Here is a 22,554-nt window from a genome sequence, read left to right on the forward strand (position 1 = left end):
ACTGGCGGCCCAACACGCCTGCCCACGATAGAGATGCCCAGTCAGGTTAGACAGCTAGGCGACAATGGTATCCAGGCGAAAGCCTGAGGGGGGCCCAATTCGGGCGCAAAGCCACCGATGATCCCAATCTCGGCAACGAACAACAGGCGGCCAGGTTCACCTTACGGAAAGCCTGGCCGTCTGATTTTATACCATGCGCGGATGCAGTTGCGTGCGCCAGCTCAGCTTTTACAGCATTTCGATAAATGCCTCTATGCGCACCTTGAGTTGCTCCGTATCGGTCTCGGAGTAGTCTGTTTCAATCTGCATAAAGGGCAGCTGCAAGGAATCCTGCACAAATTTTTTCAGTGAAGAAGATTCCACCGCGTAGGTCTGGCAGCCCTGCCAGGTCAGATCAACCACGGCATCGACCGAAAAATCTGCCGCCAGTTCCCTGATGGCCTCGTAGCGACGCGGATTGGGCGACATGACGGCACAGGGCACATCAAGATAACGGCGGGCCATCTCCGTCAGCGGATCGCCCTGCTCTGCCATCATCACGCGGGTTTTCTTGTAGCCAGAGCAGTTGTCGAGGCACACCACGCTGCCGCCGCATTCTTCAATAAGTCGCACAACCTTGTGCGATCCCATGCCCACGGGCACACCCGTAAGCAGAATGCGCGGGGCGGTGGCGGCAACGCCTGCTTGGCCCGCGTCGGCCATCTTGCCCAGTTCGTCGGCCAGTTCCAGCATCATGGTGATGCCTTTTTCCTTGTCGGGGAAGAAGGACGTTTTGAACCCGATTTCCAGCAGCTCCATGCCCGTTATGGGCGAGGGCTTGCGCTTGGCAAGATCCATCACGGCCTTGAGGGCCATACGTTCGCGGTTCATGAGCTTGATGGCGTCGCGCAGTTTTTGCTCGGTAATGGACACGTTAAATTCTTTTTCAAGATAGGCGATGAGCAGCTCAAACTGGTGCCTCCAGTAGGCAAGGGCGTCATCGTTCTGTACCTGCGGCAGTTGCAGCAAAAATACGGGCTTGTAGGCGGCAAGCAGCTCGTACATTTTCTTTTTGCCGTCACAGGTGGTGTCGGCCACCACCACATCGGCGGCGCTGAGGTAAGGACAGCTGTCCTTGAGGGCAAAGCCAAAGCTGCTCTTGATGAGCGGGCAAATGGCGCGTGGCAGCACTTCTTCCGCAGCGGGAATGGAGTCGTTGCGCGTCCCGCACAACGAAACAGGAATGGCCCCGGCGGCCACTGCTATTTCAGAAGGGCTGTACAAACAGTATTGCCCCACAACCTTTTTGCCGTCTTTTTTGGCCTCCTGCACGGCCAGGGCATTCTTTTCAAAAGCGGTGACGATACGGTCAAAGCTGGCGCACTTCATGGGCTTCCTTCCTCTTGTTTTAGGCTTCTGGTTGATGGGGTTATATGGATGCAACAGCTGTGCGACTGTTCCTTTCAAGCCAGTCTGCCGCAATCAGCGCGGCCCCCAGCGCGCCCACGGTCTGCGGGTCGTCTGGCACATTCACGGTCAGGCCAAGTTCGTCTGAAAGAATGGCCGCAAAGGCTGGGCTTGTGGCCAACCCGCCGGTAAACACACACTGTCCCTGCATGGGAATGCGGCGGGCAAGGGCGCACATCCTGCGGGCAATGGCGCGAAACACCCCGGCGGCAATATCCTGCGGGGGCGTACTGCGGGCAAGCAGGCCCACAATTTCCGTTTCGGCGAACACGGCGCACATGCTTGAAATGGCAACGGGATTACCCGTTGAGGCTGCTCGGCCCAGTTCATCCAGCGGCATGTTCAAAATGCCAGAGAGCACCTGCAAAAAACGGCCAGTACCTGCGGCGCATTTGTCATTCATCAAAAAATCGCGCACCGCGCCCGGTTTTGTCCCGCCCGGCTTGCCGCCCCTGGCTTCACGAGGCATTTCAAGGCTGATGACCTTGCTGTCCTGCCCGCCAATATCAAGCACAAGCCCGGCCTGTGGAAAAAGCTGAGCCGCACCGCGAGCGTGACAGCTGATTTCCGTAACGGCCTTGTCGGCAAACGGCAGGGCAATGCGGCCATAGCCCGTGGCCGTTACACGCTGAAGCGCCCCACGCTCAACTGCCGCCTGTGTGCAGGCTTTTTCCAGCGCATACTCACCGGCTTCGGCGGTGTTCCAGCCAGTGGGCAACACGGCACGCCCGACCACACGCGGGGGCATCTGCGCCTGCAGTGGCTGTACCTCAAGCACCACGGCCTTTGCCGCGACAGAACCAACATCAATACCTGCTACATACATTCAACTGCTCCTGCGGCTGCCCGCCTGGTAAAAACCGCAAAACAAAAACCCGCCGTGCAGCGCAAGGCTGCAAGACGGGCTGTAAGCCAATAAATAATCGCGCTTGGCCCTTTGGGCCGCGAGGTTGACAAAACTGGTAAATATGAAGTCAGGGCTGACTGTGCCGCGAGACTGCCACAATGGACAGGCCAGCCGCCCAGTAAATACCAAAACGGCTAAAAACGACCGGATAGAGATGAGTGAAGAAAAATGGAATGAGCCCCGCCGCTTGCGGCTCTGGGCCGAAGCGCCGGAACCTATGGGGCGGCGTTGCTTCGCTGCAAAAGAGGGCCTCCAACCTGGAGGCACAGATGCATTCATGCCCCCCCGCCTTTTTTGGCGGGCAGCACATGACAAATCCTGAAAATACTCACAAGGGCCCTTGAGGTTACAGATTCCGCATAAGCCGCTTCATCAGAAACTGGATATCAACCTACCTGAAGGGCAACATATTGTCGATAGGGCTGCATTATTTGCTCATGAAGGCTTGAGAGGAGTGCAGGCCTCGCCGCGGTTGCCGCAAAGCTTGGGCACAGCATGTGGGCAACCGCAGGAGGTACGTATTCGCACGTTACAGCTGGTAGTCAGGCTGCTGCCCTCATGCCCGGTCTTGGTGATGGTGATACGGTGGTGATACAAAAAGACACAAAAAAGAGTTAGGATCTCCTAACCCTCTGACTTGCTTTTATACCGGGCGCAAGTGCCATTTATCATATGTAACTTTGTTAAATATAATGATAAAAATAATTCAACAAAAAATATCCCTAACATTTCCCTCTTTTTTATTCGGCGCCCTACTGGCGGCAGTATGCAATCTGAGAGATAATGAGGAGGAATTGAGCCTTAAAAAAACGGCGCAAACGCCATGCACCGAAGAGAAAATCAAAAACTAGCTCACCGCTTTCCGCACGGGATAGGAGAAAAGAAAAGCCCCCGAGTCGCCGGGGGCAAAGGTGGGTGCATTCAGACACAGCGACGGATGTGCACTATCCGTTCCGCTGCGGCCCTGTCGACGAATCTTCACCAGGGAGACATTCCAGAATGTCCCCCGGCTGGCAGTCCAGAAAGCGGCAGATGGCTTCCAAGGTGGAAAACCTGATGGCCTTGGCCTTACCAGTTTTCAGAATAGAGAGATTCTGGGCGGTTATGCCCACAGCCTCGGCCAAGGCCTTGGAGGAGACTTTCCTCTTGGCCAACATCACATCGAGATTAACCAGTATGGCCATGGTTTCACCTAGATGGTCAAGGTACGTTCTTCTTCGATTCCCCGGCCTTCATCCATGACCCAGGAAATAACCAGGGCCGTAGCTCCGGCGAAAAGGGCGACGATTTCCACGGAGCCGATGCCCACGGAGATGTGCCGCTGGCCCTGGGGCATACCAATAGAGGAAGCCAAGGAAAGCAACGGCGTGTGCAGGAATGCGGCTGCAGCCCAATACAATAACGTTCGTCCAAGCCTGCGATAGCACGTCACGTTGCGCGGGCTGAACAGTTCTCCAGATGCGTAGAGGCCAAACAAGCCACTGAGCACCGAAAAACCCCGCACGCCGTCAGGCGCGGAACCAGCTCCCGGTTCGACCTATCAGGTCATATATACCTACATTGACAAAACCCTTACGCCGGAGGCCGTGGATTACGACGGGTTCAGTGTTTCCGGGGCCGTTCAGGGCACGGGTATAATGGTGTCTTACAATCAGGCGCTGCCGCGTATTGATCGCCTGTGCATCACCAGCGACGGAACATTTACATGGGTGCAGGGCGTCCCTGCTGAATACAACCCCAAGGCTCCCAGAGTGCCGGAGACGTCACTGGCCATAGCCAGCGTATCCCAAACTTGGCGAGATGCCAGCGCCCGGACGGTAAAAAATGACGGTGTACGGGTTGTGGCGTTTTCAGAAATTGAGGCGCTTGCTGCACGGGTAGAATACGCCCTGCAGGAAGTAGCCCGGCAACGGTTGGAAGCAGACGTTTTTACGCGGGAATCTGGGGCGCGTGTGGGGCTTTTTGTGGACCCCCTGCTTGACGATTCCATGCGCGACCAAGGACTTGCCCAAAGCGCCGCCGTTGTCGACGGGGTGTTGACCTTGCCACTGTCGGCCAAGGTGTATGCTCTTTCGGCTGATGTTGCCGTACCGGTGGCCCGCACGTCCACCCCTCGCGTCCTTATGACCCAGCCGTACCGCACAGGGACCATGAAGGTAAACCCCTATATGGCGTTTGACCCTTTGCCGGGCGTGATGACTCTTGAACCGCCGTTGGACCGTTGGACCGAAACCGTGACGGATTGGACCAGCGAAGTTACCAAGGCGTTTAATCAGGATGCTCACCGTTGGGGCGGTACGGGCAATGGTGTTCTGTCTTCTGTGAACAAAAGTTCCACTGTTGAAAACGTCAACTCTACTACAGTTGCCCTAGAATTTTTGCGGCAGATTGATGTGAAGTTTGCCGTTTCCGGGTTTGGCCCCGGCGAAGTTCTGGACAATCTGACGTTTGACGGCATTGATGTAACACCCAAGACCGAGATTGTGGCCAACAACAAAGGTACGCTGGCGGGCATGTTTACTATCCCTGCAAGCGTCCCTGCCGGAGCCAAAACCGTTAAAGCGACTGGACGGGGCGGGAGCACAGCAAATGCAACATTTGTGGGGCAGGGAGCGCTCACAACACAAACGCTTCGTAAAGTGTCCACCGTGATTTATACTTACGTTGACCCGCTGGCGCAAACCTTCGTGTTGGATGGGGATTCGCAAATATCTGGCGTTGACCTGTGGTTCACGGCCAAAGGTGCGCGAGGCGTGCGGGTGCAGATTCGTGAGGTAAGTAATGGTGTGCCTACTCGCACAGTGCTTTGCGAGGCCATTGTTCCGGCGGAACAAATCGTTGTTTCTGGCGGCGGGCATACGCGGATTCTTTTCCCCGCCCCCGTGTCGCTGGCAGCATCCACGGAATACGCGGTGGTCGTGCTTTGCGACGATGCCGAGACCGAACTTTGTGTTGCAGAATTAGGCCAGTTTGACCAGTTCGCGCAGCAATGGGTTGCGTCACAGCCTTACACCGTGGGTGTTCTTCTTTCGTCTTCCAACGCATCGACGTGGACGGCTCACCAGTCGCGTGACCTTACGTTCCGACTTCTTGAAGCGGCGTTCGCTGACGGCACAAACGTGGTCGAGCTTGGTGACGCACAGATAACGGAACGGGCCACGGATATTATTCTGTTGGCGTTGGCTGAAACACCCACAGCGCAAACAAGGGTGGAGTATGAACTGGGGCTTCCCAGCGGCGCTTCTGTGACCGTGGCAGACGGGCAGCCTGTACGCCTTTCGGAAACCCTGACCGGGGCGCTGTCTGTCAAGGCCAAGCTGGCCGGTGACTCTAAGGGCTCGCCGGTGCTGTGGCCGGGTTCGCAAGTGCTGGCAGGTACGGTGCAGGAATCGGCGGACTACTATACGCGCAGCATAACCGCTGCCGGAGCCGTGAAGGCCGTCTTGATTTACGACGCTCTGATTCCTTCCGGCGCTGGTGTGACGCCTGAAATTCAGGTGGATTCCGGGACGTGGGAAAGAATGGAAGCTGACGGTGCAACGCAACAGGGCGACGGTCTTGTGGAATATAAGTTCAAGCACGTTTTGAACGGCGCGGACCTGATAAAGGTGCGCCTTACCCTGACTGGCACGCTGGCCGCTCGTCCCATGGTCCAGAATGTGCGGCTGATGGCCGTGGCGTAAGGGGGCATCATGGTTGATAATAAAACTAAATTCCTGAAATTGCCGCTTCCCAATGTTGACAACGAGCTTGAAGACGACGCCTTGCGGATTGAAGCAGCCCTTAAGGCTCTGGACGTTAACGCCGCAGCTGAAGATGCCCGTTTTAGCGGTATTGAAACACGGGCGGGGGTGCTGGAACAGCGGGCGGCAAGCAGCGAGGAAACCGTGGGAGCCTTGGCGGGCCGAACGTCCGCAGTTGAAGTCCGGGCCTCGACACTAGAAGTTAGTATGGGGCAGGCGTCGGCCACGCTGCAAGCACATGATACGGCGTTGCAAGACTGCGATTATACGCTTCGTGCTCACGCGGAGGGTTTGGCTGCCCTTAACGTGGACAAGGCCAGCAAACTAGAGCTTGAAGCAGTAGAAGCCAATGTCACAGCCATAAGCACAACGCTGATCGGCAGCGAGGTAGCACACTATGCTTCAGCAAGCTATGTACCCTTGGGTTGCGTGCCCCAAGATGGTGCAGAATATGCTGAAAGCCAGTTTCCCAGCCTGTACGCTGATTACCTCGTTGGTTGCAAGCTTAACACCTGCACATATGCAGAATACACGGCACAATTGGCCCTGACGGGCAACTGTGCAAAATTTGCGCTCGACAGAGAGAATAAAAAATTCCGGGTTCCATTTAAGAAAGACGGCGATTCAACGACGCAGGCCGCCAACGCTTCGGAGGTTGGCAAGAGTGTAAAGGCTGGGTTGCCGAATTTTACCGCTACCTTTGTCAGTAGAGGATTGATTCAAACAGCCTCTGGGGCTGCCAAAAAATCTGGCACTGGTGGTTCAGACCTGAGCGGTAGTGGCTACAATGATACAGTTGTAATTGACCCCTCAACCGTTAATTCAATCTACGGCAACTCCACCACTGTCACAGATGAGCAGGTTCGTCTACGCCATTTTGTGGTTGTTGCCAGCGCCCATAACAGTGCGAGTGTGTTCGACTGGTCGAATTACATGGCAGCGCTTGCTGGCAAGGCCAATACCGACCTGAGAAATGCTACGGGCAACGCCATATCAAAGTACTTCTACGCGCGCGATGAAAAGCCCTCTGGCACTAGTGGCGGGGCAACATCGTCAGGTACTTGGAACACGCGGGACATAAACACCATAATAAACAATTACATCGGTGCATCATTAAATAGCAACAGAGTGTCCCTGCCCGCAGGTCGATACTATGTCAGGGCAAACGCGCCAAGCTTTGCGGCAGAAACAACCCGGCTGGCAATCTACAACGCCACATCCTCGGCCTACATGCTGCACGGCCCTACAGGGCGCACCAACCCCGGTTCTGCCCACATTGTTCAAACTACTGTAGAAGGAGAAATTGTTCTGGATACCCCTTCGCAGATTGAAGTTCGCATGTGGACGCAATCTGCCAACTCATATGGCATGGGCTACCCTGTGGCGGGCATATCTGGCGTTGCTGAAATATACTCGGAGTTGCGCATATGGGAAATGTAATCAACATCCGCATGGCACTTGAACAGCTTGGCACGGGCTGGAAATTTGGCGGTTCTGTAACGGACGGTACGCAGGAAGCATGGCAAGCTGTAACGTGGGAAGACAAGCGCGTAAAGCCCGCGTGGGCTGATCTGTGTGCTGCGCACATTGCTACTATTGCATCCAGAGTTTTAGCCGCCATCGATTCGGAAACATCGGCGGCAATCATAGCTGGCTTTGATTACGTTGTGGATGGCGTTTCTTATCACTTTTCATACGACGCTTTCGACCAGCAAAATTTTGCAGACACCGCTAATGTGGCGTTGCTTGCCCAGATGGGTGGCACGGGATTGCCTGAATCCGTCAACTGGAACGCATATAAAAACTGGCAAAACAGCAAGGGCGAACTCGTTCGCCTTACGTTCACTGCGGCCACATTTCTTACCTTATACACGGCTGGGGCGGTTGCTCACAAGGCCGCCAGAATGGCCGAAGGTGGTGCGCGCAAGGCTGCTTTAGCCGAAGCAGTGGCACGGGGCGCAACTGCCGAAGAGTTGGAGGCCATATGACAGTGCCTCTATCGCGCACAAAGGTGCTTGCGCATAACGCCAAGCAACTGCTCATTGCTTTGGACCAAACAGGTAACGCCGTTTTGGGCCTTTTAGTGGCTTTGGTGGCACTGTGCCCACGTTTGGGGCAAGCTGGTTTATGGTGGGCCGATGAAACGATTAGCGCACACTGCTGGCGTTGGCATATCAACGGTGTGCGTAGCTGGCCGTGCCGTGTTGTTGATAGCCTTGCACTGCTTTTTGGGGACAAAAATCACTGTGAAGAAAGTTTTTGGTCAGAATTCGAGGGGAGGCAGTTACCACCGGACTTGCGGAAGGGGGTTTTCCTCGCACAGAACGCGCAGTCTCCGCGCAAAAAAATATGAAAAGTAAGATGGTAAAGCCGTGGCAGTGGCGGGGGCGTAGCAGCGCCCCCACCGATGCGACGCCGGGAGTGTCGCACCACGGCCCCACATGAGGATTCCGGCCTCATGCAGAGTTTCCGCCTATTTCCTCTTACGCGAGGTCAAAAAGAGCTATCACGGAGATTCAGGGGGCGCAACCTTTGGAACTTTAAATGGATTGCCTTAAAATTGGAAATGACACGGTTATTTATCAGGGGGAAGCTCTTTCAGTCCTGCACAGCCTGCCAACCGCCAGCGTGGATGCAGTAATAACGGACCCGCCGTATTCCACTGGGGGAATGACGCTGGCAAGTAAGCAGCAAGACCCGTGCAAGAAATACCAGAATAGCGGCACAAGAAAGGCGTATCCGGCCATGCTTGGAGATACGCGGGACCAGCGGTCCTATGCTTTTTGGGCAACGTGGTGGCTTTCAGAGTGCTGGCGCATAGCGCGAGATGGTTCTCCGTTACTGGTATTTACAGACTGGCGGCAGTTGCCCAGTGTTACGGACGCCATTCAGGCTGCGGGATGGCTTTGGCGAGGGGTTGTTGTTTGGCAGAAGCCCAGCGCCCGGCCAGCTATAGGCGAGTTCAGGCGCGAGACAGAATTTGTCATTTATGGCAGCAAGGGTAAACCCAACTTGCATTCCCGCCGATGCTTTCCGGGGGTTTTTAAATACCCAGTAAATGCGAGTACGAAAGTTCATATTGCAGGTAAGCCATTGGAACTTTTGAAAGAACTTATGGGCGTTGTCGTGGAAGGCGGGACGGTTCTTGACCCCTTCTTGGGAGGCGGAACAACGGCCCATGCAGCCCAGCTCACTGGTCGAAAGTGTATCGGCGTGGAGCTGTCCCCAGAGTACGCAAAATTGAGCGCAGAAAGGCTACAAAAAATAGCCTAAAGCAAGGAACGTGCCGCAGTTAAAAAAGGCTGCGGCACGTTCTCATTTTCCGTGAAAGCAATTCTCAAATTGCGCGACCTCTCACACCAGAGCAGCGGAATAATGCCCTCTCGATCTGGTGCAGTTTGGTGCAGAACAGAAATAAAAAAGGGTTAGGAGATTACTCCTAACCCTTTGATTTACTTGGTACCGGGAGCGAGACTTGAACTCGCAAGAGGTTGCCCTCGGCGGATTTTGAGTCCGCTGCGTCTACCAATTCCACCATCCCGGCATACAGGCCAACACCGTGCAAAACATGTTGCAAATGCGTGGCGTGAGTGGCTTTGTAGCCCAAGGCGGGGTAATTCGTCAAGTGCTGTGGTCGGTTGCCGGTCGGCCTTCACAGGTTGCCCCTTTTTAGCCGGCGATTTTTTGTTCAAATTTTGTCGGCAGGATGATCTCGCACCCAAGAATTCTAAAAATCTCCCGTCAGTTGCGGATATTCTGTCGCCCAATCCACCTTGTTTATGTCGGTAACCGCTTGCCGCAAAAAAGAATTATAAAAAAAATTTCATATACGCTTGACACTCAGCCCCCATTTGCGTAAACACCTCTTCACGCAATGCGGGTCATTAGCTCAATTGGTAGAGCAGCTGACTCTTAATCAGTTGGTTCGGGGTTCGAGTCCCTGATGGCCCACCAGAAAATTCAGGTTCGCGGTTACACCGCGAACCTTTTTTCTTGCCCTTTTCTGCCCCCTGCCCTTTCCGCCGCTCTCAGGCCAATGGCGCAGCAACACAACGCTCCAAATCAAAAAGCCGACCTCGCGCACTGTCGAGGCCGGCTTTACTGGTACAAACGTTTTCGTAACCATCAGGCTTGCCGCATCAGACATTATCCGCACTCCCCACCCCAGGCTGGCAAACCGAGTGCAGGGGCACTACAGCCCTGATATGCTGGGCACAAGCCCTGCAGTTTACAAAATGTACTGGCTCAGATCCTGATCGTCGCGCACATCCTGCAAGTGGTCTTCCACATAGGTCCTGTTCACCACTATCTTCGCGCCGGGCATTTCTGGCGCGTCAAACGATATGTCGGCCAGAATTTTTTCCATAATGGTATAGAGCCGCCGCGCACCAATGTTCTCCGTGCGGGTATTGGTGTCTTCGGCAAAGGCCGCAATTTCTTCCAGCCCGTCATCGGTAAAGCTCAGGCGAATCTGCTCTGTGGCAAGCAGGGCTTCGTACTGTTTGGTCAGGGCGTTGTCCGGCTCTTTCAGAATGCGCAAAAATTCTTCCTTACCCAAGGGCTGCAATTCCACCCGCAGGGGAAAACGCCCCTGAAGTTCGGGAATCATATCCGAGGGTTTGCTGAAGTGGAACGCACCCGCCGCAATAAACAGAATATGATCGGTACGGATCATGCCGTATTTGGTGTTGACAGCGCTGCCCTCCACAATGGGCAGAAGGTCGCGCTGCACGCCCTCACGCGAGATGTCCGAGGTGCGGTTTTGCGAAGAGCTGGCGATCTTGTCGATTTCGTCAATAAAGATGATGCCAGTCTGCTCGACGCGCTCGCGGGCCTTGTCCACCAAAGCTTCCTGATCCACAAGACGGCCCGATTCTTCCTGTACGAGCACGGCAAATGCGTTGCGCACCTTCATTTTACGACGGCTGTGCTTAGGGGGAAAGGCCTTGCTGAACATGTCCTTTACCTGACCGCCCATCTGCTCCATGCCGGGGATGGCAAAAATATCGACACTGCCGCCGCCCTGCTCCGTAACTTCCACTTCCACTTCGCGGTCGTCCAGAAAGCCCAGGCGAAACTGCTGCAACAGCTTTTCACGCGTAGAGGCCCGTTCTTCCGATCCAAAAGAGCTGGGCAACAGCAGATCCATCAGGCGCGATTCTGCCGCTGCCTCAGCGGCCTTGCGCACACGGGCGTTTTCTTCGTCGCGCACAAGGTTGATGCCAATTTCCATGAGGTCGCGCACCATGGATTCCACATCGCGGCCCACATAGCCCACCTCAGTAAACTTGGTGGCCTCAACCTTTACAAAGGGAGCGCCGGAAAGTTTGGCCAGACGACGGGCAATCTCTGTCTTGCCCACACCGGTGGGGCCCATCATGATGATATTTTTGGGCGAAACCTCGTCGCGCAGTTCGGGGGAAAGGTGCTGACGTCGCCAGCGGTTGCGCACCGCCACCGCCACCATGCGTTTGGCCTGTTCCTGTCCCACAACAAATTTATCAAGTTCGGCAACTATGCCGCGTGGTGTCAAAGTGCTCATCAATTGCTCCTGCTGTAGACACATTCTTGTTTAAATATAGGCACTGCCGCGCATATGGCAATGGAAAGAGCGCCGATTTTATCCGCGCGCCTTGAGTCGCCCGGTCACTCTTGCGAAGAATGTGGCCCAAAGGTACAATGAAAAAGTATTGGCGAAAATTCTTCTGTGAATTTTCGTTAATAATAATCATTGACAATAAAGCCTTGGTGCCACACAATCCAAGAACCCTGAAACAATAAGGAGTTTCCTATGGATACAGTTACGTTCAAAGGCAATGTCATGCATCTCGAAGGCTCCCAGCCTGCCGTAGGCGGCAAGGCTCCCGATTTTACGCTGACCGCCAACGACATGAGCCCCCGCAGCCTGAAAGACTACGCGGGCAAGGTGCTGGTGCTGGTATGCGTTCCTTCGCTCGATACCCCCGTATGCGACATGGAAGTGCGCCGCTTCAATACAGAAGCCGCCGCCCAGTCCGACAAGGTACGCATTGTGGCCGTAAGCCGTGACCTGCCCTTTGCCCAGGCCCGCTGGTGCGGCGCTGCTGGCGTAACCGCTGTTGAAACCCTTTCTGACTATCGCACCGCCTCGTTTGCCAAAACCTATGGCATTCTGATCAAGGAACTGGATCTGCTGGCCCGCAGCATCTTTGTGGTCGGCCCCGATGGCACTCTGGCCTACAGCCAGATGGTGACCGAAGTGACCCACGAACCGGACTACGCAGCCGCCCTTGAAGCCGTAAAAAAGCTGGTCTAGTGCATTAAAGCCCCGCACGCAAAACCGCCTTCCCCGAAAAAACGGAGAAGGCGGTTTTTTTATTTTATTGCTGCCACGCTGGTGCAGCCTGCGGCTTTAGCGCTACCCGCGCCTGTGCTCCCGCGCCTGCACTGCCAGCAGGCTCAGTGCAAACCAGCAGCAGGCCACAAGAATGATAGTGGCCCCGCTGGCCGTGGCAAGCCATTCCTGAGCCGAAAGCGCAAGCCCCACAAAGGCGGAAGAAGTGCCCACCAAAAGTGCCCACCAGAACATGCCCCCGGCAGACCGCGCAAAATTGCGGGCCGTAGCGGCAGGCACGATCAGCATGGCAGTAACCAGCAGCACGCCCACCGCCCAGACAGAAAACATCACCACCAGGGCCAGCAGGCCCGCAAAGGCGTACTGCCACAGGGCCACGCGCACGCCGTGCACCCGGGCCATCACAGGGTTGAGGGCAATGTACATCAGTCTGTTGTAACCAACCACCTGAAACACCAGCAGGGCAACAAACAGCAGGGCCAAAAAGCCGATCTCGCCATCAGTTATGGTGAGAATATCACCGTACAAAAAACGCTGCATGTCCCTGCCCACGCCCTCGGCGCGGCTCACCACCGCAAGCCCGAAAGCCACAACGGCAGAAAAAACAATGCCGATGACCGTATCGGACGAAAGATCACTTTTGCGTCGCACGGCCATGATGGCAAGCCCCACCAGTATGCCAAACAGGGGCATGGCAAGGCGCGGCGGCACGGCCAGTATGAGCCCCAGAGCCACACCGGCGAAGGCCGAGTGCCCGATGGCGTCTGAAAAAAAGGCCATACGAAAGTTGATAACCTCAACACCCAGCACAGAGGCCATGGGAGCCAGCAGCAGCAATCCCAGCAGGGCCTGCTGCATAAAGCGCATTTGCAGGCAGTCGAGCGGAATCAGGGAGATGAGCGCATACACGGGTGCGAGATCAGGCACGGGAACCTCCCTGACCAGTTGCAGCGCCGTCGCTGCGGCCAGCCTGCTGACGAGCTTTACGCGCAGCACTGCGGGCAGCTTCGCGCCGTTCAATGGATGCATAATTGGGGAGCAGCCCTTCCGCTTCGCTCACTACGCCGCACTGCGGGCAGCCGGGGTCTTCGGGGTCGCACTGGTCGGGGTACAGGTGAATGGGCACGCCAAAAAGCTCCATGAGGGTGGACGAAATCAGGGTTGCGCGGGGCGCGCCCATGGCGCACACAGTCCTGTTGAGGCAGATCACATGGGTGGCGTAGTGCGCCACAAGAGGCAGGTTGTGGCTAACCATAATCTGCGTAAAGCCCCTCTCGCGGCGGGCTTCGTCCAGCAGTTCCCAAAACAGTCTCTCGCCGCGCACATCAACGCCAGCAGCGGGTTCGTCCAGCACCAGCAGCTCCGGGTTGCGGCCAAGGGCAGCAGCCAGCAGCACGCGCCGCAATTCGCCGCCAGAAAGGTCACCCATACGGCTCTGCTCCAGATGCTCTGCCTTGACCATCTCCAGCAGCTGCCGGCCCTCTACGCGCGCAAAGGGCCGCAATCCCAGCCACAAGGGCTGCCGCTGGCTGCTCAGGGCCATAAATTCGCCCACGCGCAGGGGCAGGCTGCGATCCATGCTCAGATGTTGCGGCACGTAGGCCACGCGTGGCTGATGCGCACTGCCGGTAAATTCGATGCGACCCGTAAACGGCAATTCGCCGATAAGGCACAGCAGCAGAGTGGTTTTGCCTGCACCGTTGGGGCCCACAATAACCGTGCTGCCGCCAGCCGGGGCAGTGGCGCAGATGCCTTCAAGAATACGGTTGCCCCCTCGGCTGAGGCAAACATTCTCAAAGCAGACCGAGGGGGCAGAAAGGGTATTATTTGGCAAAGTATTTCTCAAGAATATCGCAGTTTCTGGTCATGACGGTTTCGTAATGGTCGAGCGGCGCGCTGGCAGCCCCGGAGGCCAGCGAATCAAGCTGCACTGCAGGCACCCCCGTTTCAGCCGAAAGGGCCCGCACGGGCTTGTCCGAGTATTGCGGTTCGCCAATGAGCACAACAGGCTTTGAATCCTTGATTTTTTTAACAAGATCGAGCAGCCGCGCGGCAGAGGGCTGGGCCTCTTCGTCTTCCTGAATCACATCCACAAGATTCAGACCGGCATCACGCACAAGGTAGGCCATGCCGTCGTGCAGGGCCACCACATTTTTGTTGGCGGCATTGGCCCCCACAGCGGCCAGACGCTTGCCCAGGGCTTCAAGCTTTGCGGCATAGGCTTCCGCAGTTTCGGGGCAATTTTTTGCAGCAAGAGGCTCGGCGGCGGCAAGTTCACGCCCAATGTTACGGGCCATTATGGCCGCCTGTATGGGGCTGGCAAAGGCGTGCGGGTTTACGCCGCCGTGGTCGTGCCCATGCTCATTACCATGTCCGTGGCCGTGTTCAGCTTCATGCCCCTTTGCCGCAGCAGCCGGGGCATGGTCGTCCTTGTGGGCAGCTTCGGCATTGCCGTGTGCGGCGTGCTGGCCTTCATCGTGATCTTCAGCAATGGCGTTTACGCCCTTGCTGCTGTCGACAACCGTAATCTTGCCAGCGGCGGCAAGCGGTTTTTCCAGAAAAGCCTCAAGCCCCAGCCCGTTGATGACCACAATGCGGGCTTTGGCAAGTTTTTGCATGTCCTTGGGTGTAAGGGCGTAATCGTGAGGGCAGCCGGTCTGGGCGGGAATAAGCAGGTCTACCTGCACATCTGGGCTCGACTGTGTGACTGCGCGGGTTATGAGATAAACCGGATAGGTCGTGGCAAGAACGCGCACCCTGGGCTCGGCGGCGGCAACATTTGCAACCGCAAAAAAGGTTGCCAGCAGGGTGCAGGCAAGCAGAAGGGCATACTGTTTGCCCTTGCAGAACAATGCAGAAATACAGTTGCTCATAACATTGACTCCTGTTTCTGATGCAGCAGTCCCCAATAAGACCCGTTAGCAGGCGTGTCAAGGCTGGCCGTTTTTGTCTGACAAAAGCTATTTGCGCGGTGAAACCCAGTTCTTGATGAATCTGCCCTCTTCAATATCAAAATATGCCTGCATGAGTTCTTCATCAGTATTCATGACAATGGGGCCGCCCCAGGCCACGGGCTCGTGCAATGGAGCACCGGAAACAAGCACAAAGCGGCATTCAGTATCGCCGCCTTCAAAGGCCACGGAGTCTCCATCACCCAGCAGGTAGGCATGACGCAGCAGAATGGGCTCGCTGCTATCAGGCAGAACACAGTCGCCCTCATACACATAGACAAAAACCGTGTGCGCGGGGTCTGTCTCTACCTGCCAGCGCGCGCCAGGCTTGAGGCGCACGTCGAGAAAACGCACATCCACATAATCGCCCTGGGCTGCGCCATTCACGCCATTGTACCTGCCCGCCACCACGGCCACAGAGGCGCCGTCTTCCGTCACATGCGGAATCATGGGAGCGGTGATATCACGATATTTTGGATCGACCATCTTGTGTTTTGCAGGCAGATTGATCCACAGCTGCAAGCCCAGCATGCGCGGCGAGGCCAGCGGCATTTCCTGGTGCAGAATGCCGCCGCCGGCGGTCATCCACTGGCAGTCGCCATCGCCTATCACTCCCTGGTTGCCAAGGCTGTCCTTGTGCTCGATGGCCCCATTCACCAGATAGGTAAAGGTTTCAATGCCCCGGTGCGGATGCGTGGGAAAGCCCTTGGTGTAATCGTCGGGATTCAGCGAATCAAAGGCATCAAGCATGAGAAAGGGGTCAAAGGTCTTGACCGTGGGCGAACCCAGCACGCGCACAAGTCGCACGCCTGCGCCATCAACTGTTGGTCTGCCGGTAACGTCCTGAACGACGGTTCGCAAAGGCATTGTGACCTCCCAAAAATGCGCTGCACTGCCTGAACCGCAGTGCAACCCGCTTGATTTTTTCGCAGTGCGTCGTATGCTGCCAACCTGTTGTACGCCAAGGCGCACACCCGAGCAGCACAGGAGAAAACGTGCATAAAATACTTTTCAGCCTTGCGCTGCTTGCCCTTTGCGCCTGCCCCATCATCACGCCTGCCCTGGCTGATACGCCATCAGACGCCAACCCCGGTGACCGGCAGCAGGCTGCTCAGCCGCAAAAAGAAGCCGGACAGCGCAACAATACAACACCAGATAATCAGCAAACGGACAATGCGCAAGCGGTTGCCCCCGATGCAGACGTGCAGCAGCCAGCCCAGCAGCAGAATTCTGCCAGCAGTGACAACGGTTCTGCGTCAGAGGCCACACCTGGCGACCCGCAAAACCAGCCCCCCGCAGAAGCCCTGCATACCCTGCCGCCCCTGCGCGAACTTGTTACCTCGCCTTTTGGCAACCGGCGCATGCCCGGCTGGCTCAGCAGGCGTGGTTTGGTCATGCGCGACCATGCGGGTGTTGATATCCGCGCCAGAATGGGCTGGCCCGTCACGGCTTTCAAACCCGGCAAGGTGGTTCGGGCAGGCGATAACGGAGCCATGGGCATTTCTGTTGATATCAAACAGGATGACGGCATGACAGCCCGCTACGGGCACATGTCGAAAACCCTTGCAAAAAGCGGTCAACGCGTTGAAGCTGGCGAACCCGTGGGTCTTGTGGGCTGCACCGGCAGAACAACCGGCGCGCATCTGCATTTTGGCCTGCTTGATGCCACTGGCAAGGCCATTGACCCGCTGGCCTACCTGCATTCGGCAGACGAAGTACTGCAGCCCGATCCCGCTGATATTCCGCAGGTTCTTGAGGCACAATCGTGCGGGCCAGTGCAGCGCGGCCCCAATGGGCACCCTGTGCGCCTTGGCGAAATGCTGAAAAAAATGGATAGCTACACGCCGCCGCCCATTCCCACCTGGAACGAGCGCCGCTAACACGGGGCTAGCGTATTTTCTGGTTCTTTTGCGCCGCACCTGAGCCAGATCCAGCAAACTTTTTTGCCGCCGCTGGCCACAGGGCCGCAACCAGTACAATCTGCCCCACCACAAGCACTGGGTCACGGTCAAAAAGCCCCGCACCCACAACCATGACCGCCCCCAGCAGGGCCCAGAGCCCATGCGGGCCTGCACGGTAAACACCCAGTGCCTGCAGGGCCACACCCAGCCCCAGCAGCACGGCAAAAATCAGGGCCGAAGCCCCCTGCCCTTCAAGATATATGAGCGTGCCGGGCGACGCGGGCAGGGTATCTGCCTGCGCCGCCACGGCAAGAGCAAATAGCGTCAAGCAGCACCTATTCCCAGACCAGCGCGCACCACTCGCCGTCGATAACGCGGCGGGGCTTGGGCAGGCACTGGGCCATGTAGGCTTCCTCAACACTGTCGGCCTGAATTTCAAGCAGACCAGAGAGCACAAGGCACGCGCCGGGCTTGCAGGCCCACACAATGCGCTGTGAAAGGTCGATAAGCGGGCGGGCCAGAATATTTGCCAGCACCAGATCATAGGTACGGCCTTCAAGGGCATCTATGCTGCCAAGACCGACCTCAAAGCCCTCAATGCCGTTGATGCCACGGTTTTCAATGGCATTTTCAACGGCCAGCATGTCGATGTCATAGCCCTCGCCAGTGAGGCCGCTCTTGCAGCAGGCAATGCCCAGCACGCCAGAGCCCGTACCAAGATCGAGAAAATGCTGACCAGCCTTGACGCGGCCCTTTTCCACAAGCTCGCTCAGCACGGTCAGGCACAGGGCGGTGGTGGCGTGGTGACCCGTGCCAAAGGCACTTTTGGGCTCGATAACAATCTTTTCCCGCCCGGGAAAGTCAGGGCTGTCGGCCAGCCACGGGGGCAGCACCACAAAGCGGTTGCCGCAGGAAACGGGCGTAAAAAACTGCCGCCACGCCGCCAGCCAGTCCTGGTCCTCAAGGGTGGTCAGCGTGTATTCCGCAGCGGGAATATGCGCCTGCAGATCGCTTTGCAGGTTGTTGATAAATTCGGGGTTTTCGCAATGCACGCGAAAGCGGGTTTCGCCCGTGGGCAGGGTTTCTTCTTCCCAGCCAAAGGGCACGCCCAGGGTCAACAGGCCGGTGGCGCGGTCTGCGTCTTCTTCGGCCACAACCAGTTCAAGACGAAAAATATTCTTCATAATCCTCTCGCTCAGTGTTTGCGGTGGGGCCACAGGCACGCCAACCGACCTGCGAAGCATGCCAGACTTCGCTGGCTGGGTCGAGTCCCCCACGCTCTGGCTGTAAGGGCGCTTGAAACATATCAATTTAATAAGGATTGCCATATACCTTAAATGCGGGTATAGTGACAAACTTATCAATGCCTTTGTATTCCCCATTGCAAGGAACATCCATGTCTGACCTTCAAAGCCCGCCCCAGGCCGCCCCGGAATCCGGGCCGCAACTTTCCGCTGCGCACGCCGCAGAACTTGAAAGCCTGCTTGAACGCATCCGCGCCGATTTTGAGGTGGATTTCGAACCGCTGCATGTGGACGAAAATCCCCTTGAGGTGCTCTCCATACAGAACATGAGCGCGCATCTGGACAAACTGCTGCAACGCAAGGCCATCCACGATCCGCTCAAAGACCTGCCCCTGTGGGCAAAGCTGTGGCCCGGCTCGTTTGTGCTTGGCCGCCTGCTGCGCAAATATGAGCCGCAGGGCAAAACCCTGCTGGAACTTGGCGCGGGCTGCGGCGCACTCAGCCTTGTGGCCGCGCGTTACGGCTTTGAGCGCGTGGTGCTGAGTGATGTGGTTGAGCAGGCCCTGCGCTTTGCCCGGGCCAACGTGCTGCGCAACGGTCTGGGTGACCAGATCGAGGTTACCCATGTGGACGTGACCGCGCCGGGTCGCGACCCCCGCTTTGCCAGCGGCTTTGACATTATCGCCGCCTCTGAAATTCTGTATCTCGACGACCTGCACCGCCCCCTGGTCAAGTTTGTGGATCGCCACATGGCCCCCGGCGGCAAGGCATTTTTCTGCACCGATGTGGCCCGCGCCAAACCCCATTTTGGCAAGCTTGCAGCCAAGACCTTCAAGATTACCGAAGGCCGCATCGGTGTAAAATCGCAGGACGAAAACGGCGAGGAACAACGCCGTCTGTACAGCATTCTGATTCTGGAGCGGCCATGAGCGAGCAGTTGCCCATCATAACACTTGCCCCCTGCCCCAAGGGCTACACCCGCGACCTCGACAAAACCATGAGCCCCGCGCAGACCATTGCGCGCGTGCGTGAAAAGCTTGAATCGTCGCGCCTTGATATTCTTTCAAAAACGCGCCGCGTGGACGTGGGCCGCCTGGGCATACCTGTATTTCTGAGCGTGTGCGGGGCCGATGCCCGGCGCATCATGCCCACCCGCAAACAGATGGGCAAAGGGTCCTCTGCCGAGCAGGCCGAAGCCTCGGCCTTGATGGAGCTGATGGAACGCTTTGCGTTTTTCAGCTTTTGGGAGGAACTCCCCCACATGGTCAGCGCCACATGGAGCGAGGCCGAGGCCCGCTTTGGCAGCGACCTGCTGCCCCTTGAGGACATGCTGCGCTCTGTGGACGACAAGCTTGCGCCAGCAGACGCCCGCCGCGTGCTTGACCTTACAAGCTGGCAGTTTTACCCCGCCACCCGCCTGCTGGACGGCAAAACCGTGTGGTTGCCGCTCGACTGGTTCAAGCTGCTTGGCGAATTTAACGGCACCTCTGCCGGCAACAGCCGCGAAGAATCGCTGTTGCAGGGCCTGAGCGAACTGATCGAACGCCACGTGTGCTGCCGCGTTGACCGCAACCTGCCCACCACGCCCACCATTGACCCGGCATCCTGCGCCTTTGACCCCGTGCTGGCCGAACTGCTGGCCGCCTTTGAGCGCGAGGGCGTGCACATTGTGCTTAAAGACTTTTCGCTGGGCATGCCCCTGCCCACGGTTGCCGCCGTGGCATGGGACCCCAAAACATTCCCCGATACGTCTGAAATCGTCTACACCGCTGGTACGGCGGCTTCCCCCGCCAAGGCGGCCATCCGCGCCGTGACCGAAGTGGCCCAGCTTGCGGGCGATTTTTGCACCCGCGCCTGCTACGAGGCTTCGGGCCTTTCCAAGTACACGGCACTTGAACAGATCAACTGGCTGATCGAAGGCCCCACTGTTGATCTGAAAAGCCTGCCCAGCGTGGAAAATGCCGACATACGCGAAGAGCTGCTCACGGCCCTGCGCGGCCTTGCCCCGCTGGAACTCTATGCGGTTGAAACCACACACCCGCGCCTGGGCATTCCCACGCATTACAGCATTGTGCCGGGTCTGCAGTTTCGCGAACGTGACCGCAACCAGAGCCTGGGGCTTTTTGTAGGCCGCAAGCTGGTGGAAGAAGCCGATGCCGATACCGTGCTGCACGGCCTGAAAGTGCTGGGAAGCTGCTACCCCGGTGCGCATTTTCTGCCTTTTTTTGAGGGCATGCTGGCCCTGCGGGCAGAAGACTTTGACACGGCCCGCTGCGCATTTGCCGCTGCCGTGCCCCTGCAACCCGATACAGATTCCAGAGCGCTGGCCGCCTTTTATCTTGGCTATGCCGATACCCTGCAATGCCGCTGGCAGGAGGCCCTGCCAGCTCTGGCCGCAGCTGCAGAACTGTGCCCGGACATGAAGGAATACGGCAATCTTCTTGGCGTGGCGCACTTTAAAACCGGCAACTACGCCAAGGCGGCAGAGGCCTTCAGGGCGGTGCTGCGCGTGGACAAAGGTTCTGCCATGGATCTGGCCAATCTGGGCCTGTGTGAAAAATTCATGGGTAATGCCGAACAGGCGCGTGAATACCTGAGCGCCGCATTGGAGCTGGACGCGAGCCTTGATTTTGCCCGCAAACATCTGGCCGAACTCGCAGTCTAACGATACTGGCCCTGCCTCCCTCACCGAAGGCGAGCCTTGATGGGTGGCAAACCAGCTGCGCTGCGCCCTGCAAACCCGGAATTTGTGTTTTAAAGGTTACAGTGCCGGAATTTTGATGCTTTCGTACCTCGGTACGGCGCACTCGAAATTCCGGCGCTTTCTGTTCCGGCCCAAAGGGACACCCCAATATTGCAGTCAATAACATTCTAACATATTTAATGAAATAAGGCATTTTGCCACCGCATGGCTCTCGGGTTATGGTGCTGAACGCCCCAGATGAAAAACATTCGCTCGGCTGCCAGTGCTTGCAGACAGCACATGGCAGCAGGCTGGTCAAACGGGAGAAATATCGTGAGCTTTGCAGTAAAAGAAATTTTTTATACGTTGCAGGGAGAGGGCTTTCACGCTGGCCGCCCCGCCGTATTTTGCCGTTTTGCCGGGTGCAACCTGTGGTCGGGACGCGAAGAAGACCGCGAATTTGCCAAATGCCGTTTTTGCGATACTGCTTTTCTCGGCGCCGACCAGTCGGGCGGAACATTTGAAAACGCCACACAGCTGGCCCGCACCATCTGTTCCCACTTCCCCAGCTATGTGCATTCCGGTTACCGGCCATACGTTGTCCTCACCGGTGGCGAGCCTGCCCTGCAGGTTACGGACGAGCTGGTGTGGGAGCTGACCCGCCACGGCGCGCAGGTAGGCATGGAAACCAACGGTACTCTGGCACTGCCAGACGGGCTGGACTGGATTACCGTAAGCCCCAAGGCAGGAACAGAACTGGTCGTCACTCGCGGCAACGAGCTGAAGCTTGTGTGGCCGCAAGAAGGCATTGAGCTGCAGGATTTTGAGCAGATGGACTTTGAACATTTTTTTCTGCAACCGCGTGACTATTCGGGTCAGACGCAGGCGACCCAGGAGGCTGTGCAAACCTGCCTCAGGCGGCCCCTGTGGAAACTGAGCCTTCAGACACATAAGTTTATCGGGATTCGTTAGGAGCTATCATGGATATTTACGTTTCTTTGTCGTTTGACGCAGCGCACCGCTTGCCTGCTGTGCCCGCTGGGCACAAGTGCGGCAATCTGCACGGGCATACCTTTGTTGCTGAAGTGTATGTGCAGGGTGAAGTGTCTGAAACCAGTGGCTGGGTTGTGGATTTTGGCGACCTCAAAAGCATTGCCAAATCATATATCGATCAGCTGGATCATACGTATCTGAATGATATTGAAGGGCTGGAAAATCCCACCAGCGAAAATATCGCCATCTGGATATGGCGCAAGCTTGAGCCGCATATCAAAGGGCTTTCGAAGATTGTGGTCAAGGAAAGCCCCACTTCTGGCGCAGTGTACACTGGCAGATAGGTTCAGGA

The 22,554-nt window shown here is 56.9% G+C and carries 22 protein-coding genes and 2 tRNA genes; 12 read left to right on the forward strand and 12 right to left on the reverse strand.

Going from position 1 to position 22,554, the window contains the following annotated elements:
• Positions 1-228: 228 nt before the first annotated feature.
• The 4 genes from F8N36_RS09220 to F8N36_RS09235 all read right to left on the reverse strand — a co-directional run bounded on the left by F8N36_RS09220 (position 229) and on the right by F8N36_RS09235 (position 3,857).
• A complete protein-coding gene (locus tag F8N36_RS09220) occupies positions 229-1,368 on the reverse strand; it encodes a double-cubane-cluster-containing anaerobic reductase (protein WP_291332503.1) in 1,140 nt (379 codons plus the stop codon).
• Between the two features lie 40 nt (positions 1,369-1,408).
• A complete protein-coding gene (locus F8N36_RS09225) occupies positions 1,409-2,272 on the reverse strand; it encodes an acyl-CoA dehydratase activase (protein WP_291332504.1) in 864 nt (287 codons plus the stop codon).
• A gap of 1,025 nt (positions 2,273-3,297) precedes the next feature.
• The gene (locus F8N36_RS09230; RefSeq protein ID WP_291332505.1) at positions 3,298-3,537 is read right to left on the reverse strand and encodes a helix-turn-helix transcriptional regulator; all 240 of its coding nucleotides are present in this window, start codon (positions 3,535-3,537) and stop codon (positions 3,298-3,300) included.
• An 8-nt stretch (positions 3,538-3,545) separates the two neighbouring features.
• Positions 3,546-3,857 (reverse strand): DUF2975 domain-containing protein, encoded by a 312-nt coding sequence (locus tag F8N36_RS09235; protein WP_366247043.1) that lies wholly within the window; start codon positions 3,855-3,857, stop codon positions 3,546-3,548.
• Here F8N36_RS09235 and F8N36_RS09240 point away from each other — a divergent pair.
• The 5 genes from F8N36_RS09240 to F8N36_RS09260 all read left to right on the forward strand — a co-directional run bounded on the left by F8N36_RS09240 (position 3,835) and on the right by F8N36_RS09260 (position 9,369).
• A complete protein-coding gene (locus F8N36_RS09240; protein WP_291332605.1) occupies positions 3,835-6,036 on the forward strand; it encodes a DUF4815 domain-containing protein in 2,202 nt (733 codons plus the stop codon). The two genes, F8N36_RS09235 and F8N36_RS09240, sit on opposite strands and share 23 nt — an antisense overlap.
• A gap of 9 nt (positions 6,037-6,045) precedes the next feature.
• Positions 6,046-7,536: a hypothetical protein gene (locus F8N36_RS09245; RefSeq protein ID WP_291332507.1), complete on the forward strand. Its 1,491-nt coding sequence runs from the start codon at positions 6,046-6,048 to the stop codon at positions 7,534-7,536.
• On the forward strand, positions 7,524-8,084 hold the full coding sequence (locus F8N36_RS09250; protein ID WP_291332508.1) for a hypothetical protein: 561 nt from the start codon (positions 7,524-7,526) through the stop codon (positions 8,082-8,084). The genes F8N36_RS09245 and F8N36_RS09250 overlap by 13 nt, the downstream gene beginning before the upstream one ends.
• Positions 8,081-8,449, forward strand: a complete 369-nt coding sequence (locus tag F8N36_RS09255) for a hypothetical protein (RefSeq protein WP_291332509.1) — start codon at positions 8,081-8,083, stop codon at positions 8,447-8,449. Before F8N36_RS09250 ends, F8N36_RS09255 begins: the two co-directional genes overlap by 4 nt.
• A gap of 191 nt (positions 8,450-8,640) precedes the next feature.
• Positions 8,641-9,369, forward strand: a complete 729-nt coding sequence (locus F8N36_RS09260; protein WP_291332510.1) for a site-specific DNA-methyltransferase — start codon at positions 8,641-8,643, stop codon at positions 9,367-9,369.
• 184 nt (positions 9,370-9,553) lie between these two features.
• Here the strand turns inward: F8N36_RS09260 and F8N36_RS09265 are convergent.
• Positions 9,554-9,640: transfer RNA gene (locus F8N36_RS09265), tRNA-Leu, on the reverse strand.
• A 334-nt stretch (positions 9,641-9,974) separates the two neighbouring features.
• Here F8N36_RS09265 and F8N36_RS09270 point away from each other — a divergent pair.
• Positions 9,975-10,050: transfer RNA gene (locus F8N36_RS09270), tRNA-Lys, on the forward strand.
• A 274-nt stretch (positions 10,051-10,324) separates the two neighbouring features.
• On the opposite strand, the gene hslU is transcribed toward F8N36_RS09270, so the two are convergent.
• Complete coding sequence (gene hslU, locus F8N36_RS09275; protein WP_291332511.1) at positions 10,325-11,638, reverse strand: ATP-dependent protease ATPase subunit HslU; 1,314 nt, start codon at positions 11,636-11,638, stop codon at positions 10,325-10,327.
• A gap of 249 nt (positions 11,639-11,887) precedes the next feature.
• Between hslU and tpx the strand changes: the two genes are divergently transcribed.
• A complete protein-coding gene (gene tpx, locus F8N36_RS09280; protein WP_291332512.1) occupies positions 11,888-12,391 on the forward strand; it encodes a thiol peroxidase in 504 nt (167 codons plus the stop codon).
• Positions 12,392-12,493: 102 nt separating this feature from the next.
• Here the strand turns inward: tpx and F8N36_RS09285 are convergent, their stop codons facing one another.
• The 4 genes from F8N36_RS09285 to F8N36_RS09300 form a co-directional block, all read right to left on the reverse strand.
• Positions 12,494-13,357: a metal ABC transporter permease gene (locus F8N36_RS09285; protein ID WP_291332513.1), complete on the reverse strand. Its 864-nt coding sequence runs from the start codon at positions 13,355-13,357 to the stop codon at positions 12,494-12,496.
• Positions 13,350-14,264: a metal ABC transporter ATP-binding protein gene (locus tag F8N36_RS09290; protein ID WP_291332514.1), complete on the reverse strand. Its 915-nt coding sequence runs from the start codon at positions 14,262-14,264 to the stop codon at positions 13,350-13,352. The genes F8N36_RS09285 and F8N36_RS09290 overlap by 8 nt, the downstream gene beginning before the upstream one ends.
• A complete protein-coding gene (locus F8N36_RS09295) occupies positions 14,254-15,303 on the reverse strand; it encodes a metal ABC transporter substrate-binding protein (protein WP_291332515.1) in 1,050 nt (349 codons plus the stop codon). The genes F8N36_RS09290 and F8N36_RS09295 overlap by 11 nt, the downstream gene beginning before the upstream one ends.
• 87 nt (positions 15,304-15,390) lie before the next feature.
• The gene (locus F8N36_RS09300) at positions 15,391-16,248 is read right to left on the reverse strand and encodes a pirin family protein (RefSeq protein ID WP_291332516.1); all 858 of its coding nucleotides are present in this window, start codon (positions 16,246-16,248) and stop codon (positions 15,391-15,393) included.
• Between the two features lie 128 nt (positions 16,249-16,376).
• Between F8N36_RS09300 and F8N36_RS09305 the strand changes: the two genes are divergently transcribed.
• Complete coding sequence (locus F8N36_RS09305; RefSeq protein ID WP_291332517.1) at positions 16,377-17,261, forward strand: peptidoglycan DD-metalloendopeptidase family protein; 885 nt, start codon at positions 16,377-16,379, stop codon at positions 17,259-17,261.
• Between the two features lie 7 nt (positions 17,262-17,268).
• Here the strand turns inward: F8N36_RS09305 and F8N36_RS09310 are convergent, their stop codons facing one another.
• Positions 17,269-17,610: a hypothetical protein gene (locus F8N36_RS09310; RefSeq protein WP_291332518.1), complete on the reverse strand. Its 342-nt coding sequence runs from the start codon at positions 17,608-17,610 to the stop codon at positions 17,269-17,271.
• A 7-nt stretch (positions 17,611-17,617) separates the two neighbouring features.
• Positions 17,618-18,466: a 50S ribosomal protein L11 methyltransferase gene (locus tag F8N36_RS09315; RefSeq protein WP_291332519.1), complete on the reverse strand. Its 849-nt coding sequence runs from the start codon at positions 18,464-18,466 to the stop codon at positions 17,618-17,620.
• Between the two features lie 212 nt (positions 18,467-18,678).
• On the opposite strand from F8N36_RS09315, the gene F8N36_RS09320 reads away from it, so the two are divergent.
• The 4 genes from F8N36_RS09320 (at position 18,679) to queD (ending at position 22,546) form a co-directional block, all read left to right on the forward strand.
• Positions 18,679-19,455, forward strand: coding sequence for a 50S ribosomal protein L11 methyltransferase (locus F8N36_RS09320; RefSeq protein ID WP_291332520.1), 777 nt, complete (start codon positions 18,679-18,681; stop codon positions 19,453-19,455).
• Complete coding sequence (locus F8N36_RS09325) at positions 19,452-21,191, forward strand: YcaO-like family protein (protein ID WP_291332521.1); 1,740 nt, start codon at positions 19,452-19,454, stop codon at positions 21,189-21,191. Before F8N36_RS09320 ends, F8N36_RS09325 begins: the two co-directional genes overlap by 4 nt.
• A 351-nt stretch (positions 21,192-21,542) precedes the next feature.
• Complete coding sequence (gene queE / locus F8N36_RS09330) at positions 21,543-22,181, forward strand: 7-carboxy-7-deazaguanine synthase (RefSeq protein WP_291332522.1); 639 nt, start codon at positions 21,543-21,545, stop codon at positions 22,179-22,181.
• A gap of 8 nt (positions 22,182-22,189) precedes the next feature.
• Complete coding sequence (gene queD / locus F8N36_RS09335) at positions 22,190-22,546, forward strand: 6-carboxytetrahydropterin synthase QueD (protein ID WP_291332523.1); 357 nt, start codon at positions 22,190-22,192, stop codon at positions 22,544-22,546.
• Positions 22,547-22,554 lie beyond the last annotated feature (8 nt).

The sequence above is a fragment of the Desulfovibrio sp. genome, assembly GCF_009712225.1.
Classification (GTDB): Bacteria; Desulfobacterota; Desulfovibrionia; order Desulfovibrionales; family Desulfovibrionaceae; genus Desulfovibrio.

Coding starts and splice junctions, on each gene's coding strand:
- F8N36_RS09220 (WP_291332503.1), bottom strand. CDS start 1,368: ATGAAGTGCGCCAGCTTTGACCGTATCGTCACCGCTTTTGAAAAGAAT.
- F8N36_RS09225 (WP_291332504.1), bottom strand. CDS start 2,272: ATGTATGTAGCAGGTATTGATGTTGGTTCTGTCGCGGCAAAGGCCGTG.
- F8N36_RS09230 (WP_291332505.1), bottom strand. CDS start 3,537: ATGGCCATACTGGTTAATCTCGATGTGATGTTGGCCAAGAGGAAAGTC.
- F8N36_RS09245 (WP_291332507.1), top strand. CDS start 6,046: ATGGTTGATAATAAAACTAAATTCCTGAAATTGCCGCTTCCCAATGTT.
- F8N36_RS09250 (WP_291332508.1), top strand. CDS start 7,524: ATGGGAAATGTAATCAACATCCGCATGGCACTTGAACAGCTTGGCACG.
- F8N36_RS09255 (WP_291332509.1), top strand. CDS start 8,081: ATGACAGTGCCTCTATCGCGCACAAAGGTGCTTGCGCATAACGCCAAG.
- F8N36_RS09260 (WP_291332510.1), top strand. CDS start 8,641: ATGGATTGCCTTAAAATTGGAAATGACACGGTTATTTATCAGGGGGAA.
- hslU (WP_291332511.1), bottom strand. CDS start 11,638: ATGAGCACTTTGACACCACGCGGCATAGTTGCCGAACTTGATAAATTT.
- tpx (WP_291332512.1), top strand. CDS start 11,888: ATGGATACAGTTACGTTCAAAGGCAATGTCATGCATCTCGAAGGCTCC.
- F8N36_RS09295 (WP_291332515.1), bottom strand. CDS start 15,303: ATGAGCAACTGTATTTCTGCATTGTTCTGCAAGGGCAAACAGTATGCC.
- F8N36_RS09300 (WP_291332516.1), bottom strand. CDS start 16,248: ATGCCTTTGCGAACCGTCGTTCAGGACGTTACCGGCAGACCAACAGTT.
- F8N36_RS09315 (WP_291332519.1), bottom strand. CDS start 18,466: ATGAAGAATATTTTTCGTCTTGAACTGGTTGTGGCCGAAGAAGACGCA.
- F8N36_RS09320 (WP_291332520.1), top strand. CDS start 18,679: ATGTCTGACCTTCAAAGCCCGCCCCAGGCCGCCCCGGAATCCGGGCCG.
- F8N36_RS09325 (WP_291332521.1), top strand. CDS start 19,452: ATGAGCGAGCAGTTGCCCATCATAACACTTGCCCCCTGCCCCAAGGGC.
- queD (WP_291332523.1), top strand. CDS start 22,190: ATGGATATTTACGTTTCTTTGTCGTTTGACGCAGCGCACCGCTTGCCT.